At 63.4% G+C, this 15,016-nt stretch carries 13 protein-coding genes and 1 tRNA gene; 13 read left to right on the top strand and 1 reads right to left on the bottom strand.

Annotation, left to right across the window (positions count from 1 at the left end; translation table 11 throughout):
- Positions 1-134: 134 nt before the first annotated feature.
- On the bottom strand, positions 135-1,946 hold the full coding sequence (locus NKI31_RS29255) for a methyl-accepting chemotaxis protein (protein WP_023714517.1): 1,812 nt from the start codon (positions 1,944-1,946) through the stop codon (positions 135-137).
- 249 nt (positions 1,947-2,195) lie between these two features.
- On the opposite strand from NKI31_RS29255, the gene NKI31_RS29260 reads away from it, so the two are divergent.
- From NKI31_RS29260 to NKI31_RS29320, 13 genes are all read left to right on the top strand, one after another.
- On the top strand, positions 2,196-3,164 hold the full coding sequence (locus NKI31_RS29260) for a D-alanyl-D-alanine carboxypeptidase family protein (RefSeq protein WP_023689149.1): 969 nt from the start codon (positions 2,196-2,198) through the stop codon (positions 3,162-3,164).
- Between the two features lie 429 nt (positions 3,165-3,593).
- The gene (locus tag NKI31_RS29265) at positions 3,594-4,496 is read left to right on the top strand and encodes a DUF1003 domain-containing protein (protein WP_023703727.1); all 903 of its coding nucleotides are present in this window, start codon (positions 3,594-3,596) and stop codon (positions 4,494-4,496) included.
- Between the two features lie 162 nt (positions 4,497-4,658).
- Positions 4,659-4,735, top strand: a tRNA-Arg gene (locus tag NKI31_RS29270).
- A 264-nt stretch (positions 4,736-4,999) separates the two neighbouring features.
- On the top strand, positions 5,000-5,266 hold the full coding sequence (locus NKI31_RS29275; protein ID WP_023714515.1) for an acylphosphatase: 267 nt from the start codon (positions 5,000-5,002) through the stop codon (positions 5,264-5,266).
- A 157-nt stretch (positions 5,267-5,423) separates the two neighbouring features.
- The gene (locus tag NKI31_RS29280; protein WP_023714514.1) at positions 5,424-6,077 is read left to right on the top strand and encodes a Rieske 2Fe-2S domain-containing protein; all 654 of its coding nucleotides are present in this window, start codon (positions 5,424-5,426) and stop codon (positions 6,075-6,077) included.
- Entirely contained in the window at positions 6,074-6,919 is an 846-nt protein-coding gene (locus NKI31_RS29285; RefSeq protein ID WP_023699367.1) for an aromatic ring-hydroxylating oxygenase subunit alpha, read from the top strand. Before NKI31_RS29280 ends, NKI31_RS29285 begins: the two co-directional genes overlap by 4 nt.
- On the top strand, positions 6,916-7,575 hold the full coding sequence (locus tag NKI31_RS29290; RefSeq protein ID WP_023699368.1) for a glutathione S-transferase family protein: 660 nt from the start codon (positions 6,916-6,918) through the stop codon (positions 7,573-7,575). The genes NKI31_RS29285 and NKI31_RS29290 overlap by 4 nt, the downstream gene beginning before the upstream one ends.
- Before the next feature lies 1 nt (position 7,576).
- Positions 7,577-8,956, top strand: a complete 1,380-nt coding sequence (locus NKI31_RS29295) for an amidohydrolase (RefSeq protein WP_023689144.1) — start codon at positions 7,577-7,579, stop codon at positions 8,954-8,956.
- Positions 8,957-8,982: 26 nt separating this feature from the next.
- Positions 8,983-10,080 (top strand): BMP family ABC transporter substrate-binding protein, encoded by a 1,098-nt coding sequence (locus NKI31_RS29300; protein ID WP_196813867.1) that lies wholly within the window; start codon positions 8,983-8,985, stop codon positions 10,078-10,080.
- 3 nt (positions 10,081-10,083) lie between these two features.
- Positions 10,084-11,607 carry an ABC transporter ATP-binding protein gene (locus NKI31_RS29305; protein ID WP_023699370.1) on the top strand — a complete coding sequence of 508 codons (1,524 nt, stop codon included), beginning with the start codon at positions 10,084-10,086 and terminating at the stop codon, positions 11,605-11,607.
- Complete coding sequence (locus NKI31_RS29310; protein WP_023699371.1) at positions 11,604-12,704, top strand: ABC transporter permease; 1,101 nt, start codon at positions 11,604-11,606, stop codon at positions 12,702-12,704. The genes NKI31_RS29305 and NKI31_RS29310 overlap by 4 nt, the downstream gene beginning before the upstream one ends.
- Positions 12,701-13,612 (top strand): ABC transporter permease, encoded by a 912-nt coding sequence (locus NKI31_RS29315; RefSeq protein WP_023699372.1) that lies wholly within the window; start codon positions 12,701-12,703, stop codon positions 13,610-13,612. Before NKI31_RS29310 ends, NKI31_RS29315 begins: the two co-directional genes overlap by 4 nt.
- 545 nt (positions 13,613-14,157) lie before the next feature.
- Positions 14,158-14,751 carry a hypothetical protein gene (locus tag NKI31_RS29320; RefSeq protein WP_352653225.1) on the top strand — a complete coding sequence of 198 codons (594 nt, stop codon included), beginning with the start codon at positions 14,158-14,160 and terminating at the stop codon, positions 14,749-14,751.
- Positions 14,752-15,016: the final 265 nt, after the last annotated feature.

Here is a 15,016-nt window from a genome sequence, read left to right on the forward strand (position 1 = left end):
GGGGGGGGGGGGCGCGGGCGGCGCGCGCCGCGTCCCCTACCCCCGCCGCGGGGGGGGGGGCAAGCGCCCTACGAGGACCCCCACCCCGATCCGCTACGCGGATCGACCCTCCCCACATGGGGGAGGGTGGGCGCCTACTGCCGCTTATACTCGCGCACCGGCGACTTGGTGCCGTCGGTGTAGGTGACCTGCACCGCCATCGACGTCACGTTGTCGGCGACCTTGAAGTAAGGCTGGTAGTCATAAGGAATGGCGTACGGGTCCTTCTTGTCGCAAGGCGGCAGCTTGATCTCCCTGTCGAGCGCCGTGCCGTTCAGGCTGTAGCGCACCTCCTTGATGCCGCAGCGGAACGACAGCATCTGGGAGAAATAGACCAGGCCATGATTGCCGCTGGCGTCGAAGGCGATCCACGACGTCCAGAACTGGTCGAGGATCTGTTTGTTGCCCTGTTGCAGCGCTGCGTCCGGATCGAAACTTATGTTGAACGGCCCGGTCTCGCGGCCCCTGAGATCGAGATACTTGACCCCGATGGTGGTGGCCGTGGTGCTGTCGGGCAATTCGAAGCTCGGATTGGGCATCGGCTTGCCGGTGCGCTGGTCGTTCATCGCCATCAGCCCGGTGTCGGTGAACGGACCTGACACACCCATGCGCCAGGAAATGCCGGTCGCGGCCTCGGGCAGCGAGATGGAGATCGTCCAGCCGGCATTGGAGCGCATCGGCGTCAGCGTCGGGGCAAAGCGTGCTGGGTCGAGCACGTCGCCAAGCGCCGTCAGGCGGGTACGGCTGCGGTCGAGCCAGTCGGCGAGCTGCGTCTGGTCGACGAAATATTTGAGCAGCCCGCCTTCCTTTTCATAGGAGACGAACCTGGTCAGCGCCTCGGCCTCGCTGCGCTTGTCGGACAGCGACTGGACGCCGAGGCGATCCTCGGAAAACTCCTGCGCGAGCAGGTAATAGGCCGGTGCGAAATCCGGATTGGCGGCGATGAAGGCGTTGAGCTTGTCGAGACGCTGGGCATCGTCGAACTGCAGGATATGGACCAGCTTGATCGACAGCGCCTTGGCCTTGTCGGCCAGGGCGCCGAACACTTCGCGGGCGCCGGCCTTGCCGTCCTGCACGCGCAGCAGGGTGGCGAAGCGTGTGTAGGGATCGACGGCGTCGACGTCGAAACCGGCGAAAGCGAGATAGGAGCGCCGCGCATTCAGCATGTCGCCGGAAAGCTCGTAGACGCGGGCATTGTGATAGAATTCGTCCGGCCGCTTCGGCTCGGCGATCGTCCCGCCCTGCGCGGCCAATGCGGCAAAGCCCTTGGCGATGGTGTCGATCGAGGCGGCGATCTGCTCGGTGGTCGCCTGAAGCTTATCCGCCTGCTCGGCCTGTTTCTGCTGGCCGGCAGCGAGCGTTTCGGTCGTCTGCTTGACCGCCTCTACCGACTTTTGCGTCTGCGCGCCCTGCTCAGCCTGCTGCTGCTGGGTCGACGCAATTTCCTCGGTCTTCTTCGCCACCGCGTCGGTCGATTGCTTGACCTGGTCGACCGCCAGCTTCGTCTCGGTTACCGTTTGCTCGATCCTGGCCACCCTGGCCGAGACGATGCCCATCTGCTGCTGCAACTGGGCGATGGCCGGCACCAGGCCGGCGATCACACCGTTCTGCGAATTGGACTGCTGCTGCAGGCCATAGACGCCGCCGGCGACGGCGGCAGCGCTGGTGGCAAAGATCAGCGCCGGCAGCGCCTTGGCGGCCAGCACCAGCCGCAGAACGATGGCAATGGCGATGACGGCGGCGGCAACCGAAGCGACCAGCGCGATATAGGCGGCGAACGGCGCCAGCGGATTGAGGATGTCGGATGCGGCGCCGCCGATGAAAGCGACGCTGCCGGCCCATTTGCCGGTGCGGCTGAGCGAAGCCCTGATAAGAGATGGCGCAGCCGCGCCGATGTCACCGGTCATTGTCAAATCCCCCAAGCAATTGCCGCCTCTATAGCAGCACCGCGACCCCGCAGGCAAAACAGGACAGGAAGCAGGCGATTTCGGGAGGTTGCCGTTTCAGCGCCGATGGTTGGCGAAGCCGAAGCGACATCTGATCTCCCCCCTTGCGGGGGAGATTGGCAGCGTCATCGGCAGCTCCGCCGTTAACCAAATGGACGAACAAAATGGGTTAGGCTAGGTTCCGGCCCTCTCAGCAACGCCGGACTTGACTTGCCAAATTTCCATTTCCCCTCCCCCGCCCAGAAATTTCTCGCAGCCCTCCTGCTGCTTGTCTTCGTGGCCGGCTGCAGCACCACCGCACCGCCCGACAGCGTGCTGGCGGTGCCGGCGCCGCAGGAGAAATATGCGGCCATCGTCGTCGATGCCGGCAGTGGCAAGACGCTGTTCGAAGTCAGTTCGAGGGCGCAACGCTATCCGGCGTCGCTGACCAAGATGATGACGCTGTACCTGCTGTTCGAGGCGCTGGAGTCCGGCCGCGTCTCGAAGGAAACGCAGATTCCGGTCTCCGACAATGCCGCCCGGCAGCCGCCGACCAAATTGCGCTTCAAGCGCGGCGAGAGCATCGATGTCGATTCGGCGATCCGGGCGATCGTGGTCAAGTCGGCCAATGACGTGGCGGTGGCGGTGGGCGAATATCTCGGCGGCTCGGAGGACCAGTTCGCCGCCATGATGACGTCCAAGGCGCGCCAGATCGGCATGAGCAGCACCGTCTTCCGCAATGCCTCCGGCCTGCCCGACGATGGCCAGCACACATCGGCGCGCGACATGGCGACGCTGGGGATGGCGCTGCGCGCCCGCTTCCCGCAGCAGTTCCACTATTTCTCCGAAAGCGACTTCATGTTCCGCGGCCGGCTGGTGCGCGGCCACAACGACATGCTCGGCCGGGTGCGCGGCGTCGACGGCATCAAGACCGGCTATATCAGGGCATCCGGTTACAATATCGTCACGTCCTACAATGCCGACGGCCGGCATCTGATCGTGGTGGTGATGGGCGCCGACAGCGCTAGGCAGCGCAACGACCATGTCGAAGCGCTGATCCAGCGCAGTCTGTCGCCCGCCATGGCCGATACGAAGACGCGGCTGATGTTTGCGGGAGATCAGCCGGCCGCGTCGCCCGGCCTGCCGCCGCCTGGTTTGCCGGCGCAGGGGTCGCAGTTGCCTGGTTTACCGCCGCAATAGAACCCGTCGTTGGGTGGAGGAACTCTGAAACGCCGGCGGGACAGCACCCCCCTCTGGCCTGCCGGCCATCTCCCCCTCAAGTGGGGAGATTAGCAGCTTCGGCGTCTCGCCTCTTTTTCGTGTTTGGCGAAGCCATGGCGACATCTGATCTCCCCCCTTGAGGGGGAGATGTCCGGCAGGACAGAGGGGGGTCGTGAAGGATCGCTGCCTCATCTTAACTCTGCAGCAGGCGCGACCTCCGTCGGCAACAGCACTTCGGCGGTCTGGTTGCCGAGCAGCAGGCGAGCGAGGCCCCGGGGGGCTGCGCTGCCACAGGCAATTGCAGCAGGCATTCATCACAAGCATGCACAAGCCCCCAATCTTCACCGCCACAGTGGCTATGCCGCCTCGCCTTGGCGTATCGTGGGCGCGACAGCAGGAGCCGGCATCATGAGCCCAAAACCATCCGAACAGGCCGACAATGAAAACGACAGCGGCGGCGAGTATTTCGAGGCGCCGCCCGCCCACGACGCCGAACTGGTTGCCGACGAGGCGCTGGAAGCGCCCGATGTGCCGGACTCCGAACCCCATGGCCGCCTGAAGCCGAAGCGAAAACCGTCGGCGATATCAGGTAGAAAGTTTCGCAAGCGTGACCTGGTGCGCATCGACGACCTCAGGCCGAGCCTGGCCGACCGCATCCGCTCCGATCATCCCGACCTGCCGCGCGGCGCCCGCATCAGCCGGGAGGAGCTCGGCCGTTACCGCATGCGCTACATGGAGGAGCTGCTGCAGCAGGAGCATGGCGAATTCTCCGAGCTCGACCGCCAGGTGGTCGAATCGATCGCCAGGCAGGACACGATTTCGGAAAACTCGGAAGAGGAGTTCGAGGAGCACCGCTCGTTCGCCGACCGCGTCTCCGACAACATGGCGGCTTTCGGCGGCAGCTGGTGGTTCCTGATCTCGTTCGGCAGCGTGCTTGCGGTGTGGATCGGCATCAATTTGATCGCGGGCGTGAGCAGCGCCTTCGACCCCTACCCCTTCATCCTGCTCAACCTGCTGCTCTCCTGTATCGCCGCCATCCAGGCGCCGATCATCATGATGAGCCAGAGACGGACGGAGGCCAAGGACCGCCTGCGCTCGTTCAACGACTACCGGGTGAACCTGAAAGCCGAGCTGGAAGTGCGCCATTTGCACGAAAAGCTCGACTATCTGATCTCGCGCCAATGGACGCGGCTGGCCGAAATGCAGCAGATGCAGCTGGATGCGATGCACGAACTGACCGGCGCGAAGAAGGCGAAGCGGGCGCCGCGCAGGGTGCGCAGGCGGGTGGCGAAGGTGGAGGTGGCGGGGTGAGTCCCGGGCTGAGGCTGCAGGGCGGACGCGAAGTTGCCAAGCCGCGCGACGTGGCTTCGAAAATATCGCCACGCCAATTGCCCGTTGAAGCCCGGCGCGGCTTCCGCTAAGAAGCCGTGGCTGGCCGGCCTATCGGCTGGTTCGTTTTCAGGTTCCTTGAAGGCACCCGTAGCTCAGCTGGATAGAGCGCTGCCCTCCGAAGGCAGAGGTCACAGGTTCGAATCCTGTCGGGTGCGCCAATCTACCCATGTATTACAATAGCTCAGATAACCCTAAAGCGCGTCACGCTGAACGGATCCATGCGACCCGCTTGAAGTCTTTGTTTTAATGCATGTCGTTGTCCCAGAACCGCGGCTCACTTCTGGGCGACATGCATGAGTGCCCGGTGTAGGCATGGGCGATCAGTCCATATTCGGCGTCATGGCGCGTCGATTACCACTTCCGCCCGTTCAGTCAGACGCTATGCTGCCGACCATGACACCAAGGCGCGCGTTCCGTTCGTGATGAAGCAAAGTCAACACCGCTTGCATGAGCGGATGACCATTCGCGGCCACCTCGAACCCGCGTCCTTCCTGCCCTGGATCATGCGCCATGCGGCCAAGCTCGGTCTCGCGCACCACATCGCTCATGCAAGCACCGATCGCATCGAACTCGATATTGCCGGTGCGGCGGAACTGATCGACATGATGGAGATGGGATGTTCGCTTGGGCCCATTGAAGTCTGGGTCGAGACGGTCGACCGCGCGCCTGTCGAGCAAAAAAACATATAGCTTTGCGTGTGGTTACCCTCCGTTTGCACTTAATTTAATCAATATTGCAATTGCGAAATAATTATGCATACGTCAGCCGCATCGAGCGGTTCGCCAACTCCTTGCGCCGGCATCTCTCTGGTCGGGAAACAGTAGTATCAGTACGGAAAGTAAGGTCATGCTGTCCGACAAGACGGACACCTGGGTGCCGGTCGCCCTTACCCAGGATCTGCCAACAGGACAGGTAATGCCGGCGCGGACGCCCGCCGGTCCCATTGCCCTCTGGCGAAGCCAATCGGGGCGCTTGGCGGCATCGGCGGATCGCTGTCCGCATCGCGGCATGCGCCTCTCCCATGGCTTCGTGCGCGGCGAGGCGCTCTCCTGCATCTATCACGGCTGGACCTATTCGCAGGCCGGTCAGTGCCTGCGCATTCCTGCCCATCCCAGCCTCACGCCGCCGGAGACGATTCGCGTTGCGACCCGGTTGGTCGAAGAGGCCGGCGGGATCATCTGGGTCGCTGATGGAGAGCCTGATGGCAACCCACCCCTTTTTGAGGGTTACGTGCCGCTCCGTTCATTGACGGCCCGTGCCGGACATTCGGCGCTCTCGGTCGCTGCCGGTACGAAGGCCACCGTTGAAGGATACGTCTGGCAGGCACCCGGCGCGCCGGCAATTCGCCTGCTGCCTATCCCGCGGGAAGCCGGCGAGACGCTGATCCACGTCCTTGTTCCAGCCGATTGCGATGCGTCCGAGCGCATCGCCGCCTCGCGAGCCGCCGAGAGCCTTCGGCGCATGGCCGAAGGGATCGAGGCGAAAGGGGCTGTGCCATGATCGACGATGCGATGCGCGACGAATGGTATCCGGTCGGGCTTTTCAGCCGGCTCGACCGCTATGGGCGCGAGACCACCCTGATGGACGAGCGGATCAAGGTTGCGCTCGACGCCAATGGCGCGGCGAAAGTGACAGGCGAAAACGGGCGCGTGCTGCCGGTTTCGGTGCGCTATGGCCATATCTGGTCGTCGCTCGGCGAACCGAAGAAACCGGTCTTTCCGATTCCCGAGGCAGACCAGCCCGGGCGCCGCTTCGTCGATGTCGGCGTGGTGCGGGTGCGCTGCTCGCCGCTCCGCGCCGTCGAGAACTTCCTCGACATCGCACACTTCCCCTTCGTCCATACCGACATCCTCGGCTCGGAGCCACATACCGAGGTCGAAAACTACAAGGTCGATATCCGCGAGGAAGAGGATGAGGTCTGGGCGACCCAGGTGAAGTTCTACCAGCCGCAGGCGGCGAAATCCGCGAGCGGAGGTATCACGACGGAATACATGTACCGCGTGCCGGCTCCGACCTGCTCAGTCCTCTACAAGACCTGCCCGCCGCGCCCGGGCGAATGGGATGTGATTGCGCTATTCGTCCAGCCGCTTGCCGAGGATCTCTGCGACGTCTGGCCGTGGATGGCGCTTTTTGATGACGAGACGCCACAGACCGACCTCATCCATTTCCAGCAGACGATTTTCCTGCAGGACCGCTCGATCCTCGAAAACCAGATCCCGCGTCTTTTGCCGCTCGATCCCGGCATGGAAATCCCGACGCGCGCCGACCTGACCTCGGTCGCCTATCGCCGCTGGCTGAAGCGCCACAATTATACCTACGGCGCGCAATTGGTGGCACAATGAAGCTTTACGACTACATCCTCTCCCCAAGTTGCTACAAGGTGCGCCTGATGGCGACGCTGTCAGGTGTGAAGCTCGAAATCCGCCCGGTCGACTTCCATCCCGGCGCCGAGCATCGTGGCCCCGAGCTTATGGCGCTTAATCCGGGAGGCTCCATCCCGATCCTTGAAGACGGCGACCTGATCCTGACCGAGTCTTCCGCCATGCTTGGCTATCTCGCCGCGAAGGCAGCACCGGCCTGGCTCGGCAGCGGCGCCCCCGAGGAGACGGCGCGCATCCAGCAATGGCTTTCCTTCTCGCACAGGCTGACCGCCAACCTCGGCGGCGCGCGCCTGCATGAGATGCTGCTGCGTCCCGGTGACATCGGTGCGCTTCAGGCCAATGGCATAGCGGCACTACGTGAGCTGGAAGCCGGCCTCTTCGAACAAAAAATGCGTGGCGATCGGTTTCTCGCATCCGACCGGCCGACGATTGCCGACATTGCTTGCTTTCCCTACGTCGCGCTCGCGCCCGACGGCGGCGTTTCCCTCGATCCGTATCCCACGATCCGGCTCTGGTCGCGAGCGCTCCGCAGCCTCGACAATTTCATCGAAATGCCCGGTATCCACCGGCTGCACGAGTTGAAGCCCGAACCGCGACCCATGCTGGACGAGGCGTGAGGTGACCGGCTATCTCCTGAAGAATTGCGCAGCGGTCATCACCGACGAGGGCAGGGGTCCGAGCGTCCGGCGCAATGTCGATGTGCTGACGAATGGCCCGCAGATCGAGGCAATCGGGCAAGGCCTGCACAGAAGCGAGTTGCCGGCCGGTACTATCGTGCAGGACGCCGACGGCTGGTTCGTCTATCCCGGCCTCGTCAACACGCACCATCACTTCTTTCAGTGCTTTGTGCGCAACCGTGCCGAACTCGACTGGACGAAGCTGTCGGTCATCGAATGGCTCGACCGGATCTATCCGATCTTCTCCCGGCTCAACGAGGATTGTTTCTACCACGCCTCGATCACGGCGATGGCAGAGATGATAAAGCACGGTTGCACGACGGCCTTCGACCACCAGTACAATTTTCCGCGCCATGCCGGAAAACGGCTCATCGACCGGCAGTTCGAAGCGGCCGATCTTCTCGGCATGCGTTTCCATGCCGGCCGCGGCGGCAACACGCTGCCAAAATCGGAAGGCTCGACCATTCCAGACGAGATGCTGGAGACCACGGACGAATTCATTGCCGACTGCGCACGCCTCATCGACACTTATCACGACACCAGTCCCTTCAGCATGCGTCAGGTCGTGGTCGCTCCCTGCCAGCCGGTCAACTGCTACCGCGAGACCTTCGTGGAATCGGTTTCGCTGGCGCGTGATCGCGGGGTGCGGATGCACACCCATGTCGGCGAGGGCGAAAGCCCGATCATCGAGGCCCGCCATGGCATGCGTACGGTGGACTATCTCGAGGACCTCGGATTTGCCGGCCGAGACACTTTCTATGCCCATTGCTGGGAGCTGACGCATGACGAACTGCGGCTGATGGCGGCGAGCGGCACCGGTGTCTCGCATTGCCCTGAGCCGGTCTATCTGGTGGGCGCGGAGGTGACTGATATTCCCGCCATGTCCGCCTTTGGCCTGCGCGTCGGTCTCGGCTGCGACGGTGCTGCCTCGAACGACAATTCCAACCTCATGCACTGCATCCATTCCGCCTACATGCTGCAATGCCTGGCGGCCTCGACGCGCGCTCATCCCGTGCCTGCGCCGGTCGATTTCCTCGGCTATGCGACAACGGGCGGGGCCGCGCTTCTGGGCCGCAATGACATCGGCCGACTGTCGCCCGGCATGGCCGCCGACCTCTTCGCGATCGACACGCGCCGCATGGATTATGTCGGCACGCGCCACGATCCATTGAGCCTGATCGCCAAGGTCGGTATCGGCATGCCCACCGACATGACCATGATCAACGGCCGCATCGTCTGGGAGAAGGGTGCGTTTACCGGGCTGAACGAGGCCCGGCTTGCTGCGGACGCGGAAGCCGCCTTTGCCGCGGTGGAATTCTAACAACTTAAGACAGGGGAACTGACATGCTGAACTATCTGACCCGCAGAACTCTGATGAAGGGCCTTGCCGCGACAGGGCTTGCCGGCGCGCTTGGCAGCCGTCCCGCCTTTGCGGCCGACGAGCCGCTCGGTATCACGCTCGTGCTCCCGTCGCCGGTCGGCGATGTCGGCTGGGGCCATGCGCTCGCCGCCGGCCTCGAGCCGGTCAAGGCCGCCTACGGCGACAAGGTGAAGATCACCGTCATCGAGAACATCGCCGAAGGGCCGGACGCCGACCGGATCATGAACAAGACCGTCGCCGACGGTAACAAGTTCCTGATCGCCGGCTCATTCGGCTACCAGAATGGTGCACTACAGATCGCCCGCCGCGATCCTGGGGTCACCGTGCTGCATGCCTCCGGCTTCCAGACCGCGCCGAATTTCTCGCCCTTCGCGGCGAAGTATTTCCAGGGCACTTACCTGCTCGGCATAGCCGCCGCAGCTCTTTCCAAGACCGGCAAGCTCGGCTCCGTCTCGGCCTTCGCCATTCCGGAGCTGATCACCTCGATCAACGCATTCACGCTCGGCGCACAGACTGTAAATCCCGATGTCGAGGTATCGGTCGTCTGGGTGAACTCCTGGTTCGACCCGGCCAAGGAACAGGAAGCCGCCAAGGCGCTGATGGCACAGAACTGCGACGTGATCTTCTCGAACGCGCAGGACACACCCTCCGTGATCTCGGCCTGCGAGGAGGCTGGCGTCTATGCGTTCAACCTCAATTCGTCGATGAAGAAATATGCACCGAAGAAATATCTCGGCTGCATCGCGACGGACTGGTCGCCCTTCTTCAAGGCTTCCGTGGATGCCCATCTCGCCGGAACTTTCAAGGGCGCCAACACCTTCCTCGGCGTCGCGGAAAAGGTGGTGGAGGTCGTGGACTGGAACTCAGATATCCCAGCCGACACGATGACGAAGATCAAGGAAGTGGCGGCGAGGATCGCCGACGGCAGCTTCTCGCCCTTCACAGGTCCAATCACCAAGGCCGACGGCAGCGAAGCCGCCGCCGCCGGTGCGACGATAGCGGATCCCGAGATCGTCGCGATGGACTGGCACGTCAAGGGTGTCACCACACCACTGCCGAAGTAAGTCATGACCCCGCCCCTTCTGTCGCTCCGCGGCATCTCGAAGAGCTACGGCCAGATCCGGGCTAACGAAGCCATCGATCTGGACGTGGCGCCCCAATCGATCCATGCGATCCTCGGGGAGAATGGGGCGGGCAAATCGACGCTGATGAAGCTCATCTATGGCGTTGAACAGCCGGACGAAGGCACCGTCGTCTGGAACGGAGAGCCTCTGCGCCTTGCCTCGCCGGCTGAGGCACGGCGCAGGGGCATCGGCATGGTCTTTCAGCATTTCTCGCTGTTCGAGACGCTGACTGTCGTCGAGAACATCCAGCTCGTCGTCCCCGGCGGCAAGGCGGAGTTGGCCGGGCGCATCCGCAGCCTCGGCCAGGATTTTGGCCTTGAAGTAGATCCTCTCGCCGATGTGCACGCGCTCTCGGTCGGCGAACGGCAGCGGGTGGAGATCATCCGCTGCCTGATGACGGACCCGAAGCTGCTCATTCTCGACGAGCCGACCTCGGTCTTGCCGCCGCAGGCGGTGAAGAAGCTGTTCGACACGCTCAGGCGCCTTCGCGACCGCGGCGTGTCCATCCTGTTCATCTCCCACAAACTGGAGGAAATTCGCACGATCTGTGACCAGGCGACGGTCTTGCGTGGAGGGCGCGTTATCGGCACCGTCGACCCGCGCGACTATGATGCGCACGACCTCGCCCGGATGATGATCGGCCGCGACATGCCCGAGGTGATGCCCGCGTTGGCCATGCCCGAGGGGGAGAAGCGGCTGGAAATAATCGACATGGACTACACGCCGGACGACCCCTTTGCCACGCCGCTCTCCGGCATCAGCCTCACGGTACGATCAGGCGAGATCCTTGGCATAGCCGGAATATCGGGCAATGGCCAAGGCGAGCTTGCCGCGCTCATCTCGGGCGAAGCGATGCTGCTGAAGGAACAACGCGACCGGATCTACATGATGGGCCGCGACGTAGGCACACTCGATGCGGCCGCGCGCAGGAGATTTGGCTTCGCCTTCGTGCCCGAAGACCGGCTGGGACGCGGCGCGGTCCCTGAAATGTCGCTCGTGCTCAACACCGTTCTTACCGCCCATCCTTTCGATCTCGTGAGGCGCGGCCTCATCAACAGCGCCGGAGCGACGGCTTTCACCAGCGAATGCATCCGTCGGTACGACGTCCGCGCCTCCGGCCCGGATGCCGAAGCGGGCTCGCTGTCCGGCGGCAACTTGCAGAAATTCATCGTCGGTCGCGAGATGATGCTGTCGCCAAAACTGCTTTTCGTGGCGCAGCCAACCTGGGGTGTAGACATTGGCGCTGCATCCGCCATCAGAAGGCGGCTCATCGCGTTGCGCAACCTGGGCGTGGCGATCCTCGTAATTTCCGAGGAACTCGAGGAACTTTTCGAACTCTGCGATTTCATCCAGGTGCTCCATCATGGAATGCTGAGTCCGCCTCTGGTCACGCGGGACACGCGCCCCGAAGACATCGGCAGATACATGATCGGAGCACATGCCTCGCCAGAGAAGGTTCCTGCATGAGCGTTTGGGCCGCGCCGTTCCTCCCCGCGCTCGTCCGCCGGGAGCATGCCTCGCACGTCGCGGCCATGCTGGCCCCGGCTGTCGCGCTTGGCATGGCGATCATCCTCAATCTGGGCCTTTATGTGCTGATAGGCCGAGATCCGGCGGCCGTCCTGTACGCGATGCTTCTCGAGCCGTTCCTCTCCTGGGCATCGTTTGCGGAGGTGCTGCTGAAGGCGGGGCCCCTTCTCCTCATTGCTCAGGGGCTGGCGATCGGTTTCCGCGCAAAAGTGTTCAACATCGGCGCGGAGGGCCAGTTTATCCTGGGCGCTATTTTCGCCTCGGCGATCCCCGTCTGGTTTCCGCAGGCGACCGGGCAGTGGATCTGGCCGCTGATGCTGCTTCTCGGTGCCCTCGGCGGTGCACTTTGGGCATCTATCACCGCCTTCTGGCGCGTCAGGCTCAATGCGAACGAGATCCTGGTCTCCTTGATGCTGAGCCTCGTTGCGGCGCAAGTCCTCAACTACCTGCTGCTCGGCCCATGGAAGGACCCGGCCGGCTTCAATTTCCCACAATCCGTCATGTTTCAGAACGACGCGATGGTGCCGACCCTGATCACCGGTACCCGCGTCAACGTCTCGCTGCTCATCACACTTGCGCTCTCGCTGGTGGCCTGGGTTTTCATGCAGCGAAGCTTCATGGGGTATAAGCTCAAGGTCGGCGGCCATGCCCCGCGCGCGGCCGGTTACGCCGGCTTCAGCGAAGGGCGTGCGATTTGGCTGTCGCTTCTGATCGGTGGCATGGCGGCGGGACTGGCAGGCGCGGCGGAAGTCGCGGGTCCGCTCGGCCAGCTGCAGCGCTCGATCTCGACCGGCTACGGTTATGCGGCCATCATTGTCGCCTATCTCGGCGGCTTGCATCCAGTCGGCATCATCTTTTCCGCGCTCTTTATGGCTGTCCTCTATATCGGCGGCGACAATGCGATGGTGTCGGCAAACCTGCCGATCGCCGCCGTCCGCGTCTTCCAAGGCAGCTTGCTGCTCGCCTATCTCGGCGCTGTGGCCTTCGTGCGCTACCGCATCGAGTGGCGCCGCCCCCATCACCTGAGCCAGCCATGAACGCCGTCGAGTTCATTATTTCGGGCATGCTCGCAGCGGCAACCCCCTTTCTCCTTGCCGCACTCGGCGAGTTGGTGGTCGAGCGCGCCGGTGTTCTTAACCTCGGCGTAGAGGGCCTGATGGCCCTCGGCGCGGTGCTCGCGTTCATCGTCGTCTACCACGGCGGTGGACACCTGCTGGGGTTCGTTGCCGCCGGCCTCGGTAGCGCCGTCCTGTCCCTCGTCTTTGCAGTGCTGGCACTCGGATTCCGGGCAAACCAGGTCGCGACAGGCCTTGCGATCGGCATTCTCGGCCAAGGCCTTTCGGCGCTGTTCGGCAAAAGCTACGAGAGCTTGACGGTGAAGGGGCTCCCGAAACTTGTCTTTCCCGGCCTCTCGGAAATCCCGGTAGTCGGCAGGCTGTTTGTCCAGGACGTCGTCGTATGGCTTTCCCTTGCCGTGACGTTTGCGATCTGGGCGATGTTTGCCTATACGAGAGTCGGCCTTGTCGTGAGGGCAATCGGCGAGAATCCCAAGGCAGCCCACGCCATCGGCCATCCGGTCATCGCTATCCGTGTCGCGGCCATAGCTTTTGGTGGCATGATGGCGGGTTTTGCCGGCGCCTATGCGGCGGCGGTGTACACGCCCCTTTGGGCGGACGGTATGATTGCCGGACGTGGCTGGATCGCGATCGCACTCGTTGTCTTTGGTACGTGGCTCGCTGGCCGCATCTTCCTGGGTGCCTGCCTCTTCGGCGCGGTTTCGCTGATGAGCCTCGCCGCCCAGGCGACCGGTCTGGACTTGCCATCGCAACTGCTTTCCAGCCTTCCCTATCTCGTTACGATCGTCGTGCTCGGTGTCATCTCGGCGGACCGCCGCTTGCTCAGGCTGAACGGTGTCGCCTCGCTTGGCGAACCCTTCGAACGTTAGCCGGGATGAAAGTGGATTTGCGAAACTCGGCGTAAGTTGAAGAGATTCGAAACGCCAGCGGACGATCGGCATCCGATCCAAAGGGCAGAAACGCCAAACGGGGCGAAGGTATGCCCGCAAGGGTAGCGCTGACGCCGTCGACTGCGAGCAGCGGAACGATGTGACGCACAACGCGCCCGACATCGGTGGAGATCGTCGCGGGTTTCTTGGGTCGTCCCCTTTCCCCAGCACGAGCCCATTCTCGAGGGTCCATTCTCCACCGCAGCCTAGGGAAGCGGCTTCGCAAGACGGCCTGAGGCATGCGCCCGGCAAATTCCCGCATGCGAGCACTCGTCCTGCCTGTCTAAGGTTCCGAGTCTAACCGCAAATCCTCGATTTTTTCCGCCAATTCCAAAATATATATTCCGATCGCCGCAAGCAGCCATAACAACGATTTCCAATACTACCTATTCTCGCAGAAACTAAAAACGCTACACTCGCGTAATCATATTGGTAACGGATGCTGTTCAACCTGCGTACAGGCAACCAACACGGGGAGCGTCATTATGGATTTCTTTAAAAGTTTAACAAAGGCCTTGGCCGGTGGCGCTGTTGCCGTGGCTTTGTGCTTTCCGGCTGGCGCGGGCGGGCTCAGTGTGGGCATCGGCGGCAGCGGTGGGGTGGGCGTCTCGGTCGGCGGCAGTGGCGGCGGGCTTGGCGTCGGCGTCTCGGTCGGCGGCAGCAAGGGCGCCAATGTCGGCGCAACGGTCGGCGGCACCAGCGGCACCACCGCCAGTGTCGGCGCTACGGTTGGCGGCACCAGCGGCGTTGCGGCCGGCGTCGGCGCATCGGTGGGCACGGGCGTCGGCGTCGGGGCCGGCGCAACCGTCGGCAGCGGTGTCGGGGTCGGCGCCGGTGTCGGGGTGGGCAATGGGGTGACGGCCGGGGTCGGGGTCGGCATTGGCGCACCGACCGCGCCCACCAGCCCTCGGGATCCCAACACGCCGGCGGTGCCGACGCGACCGGCGGTGGTTGCCATCAGCGCCATGTCGGCCGGCCAGATCGCCAAGATGAAGAAACGCTGCGCCAGCGTGCTCAGCGGCAAGGGCACCTACGACCGGGACCTGAAGGAGCTCTGCCGGATATTGGCGCGGCGCTGAGTACCGCAACATCGCATCTGCCGTGGGGCGTCAGTCTCTCAGCCAGCCACTGCCGCAAGGTGGCGGGCATTCTTAGGGGGTAGCTTTGCCAAGCGGTTCAGAGTTTCGCGGAAAGGCGGAACCGCTCAGGCTGTGCGCTTTCATCGGCGGCATTCCGCATGGCTTGGTCGCCGAGCCGAAGGAAGCGCGCCGCCCGGTCGCGGCCTTGCGCTAGAGCATTTCGCCGAAACGGCGAACCGCTCCATCTGTTTGTTTTTACGCAATT

Origin of the sequence: Mesorhizobium sp. M0659, from assembly GCF_040320605.1 — a bacterium.
Classification (GTDB): domain Bacteria; phylum Pseudomonadota; class Alphaproteobacteria; order Rhizobiales; family Rhizobiaceae; genus Mesorhizobium.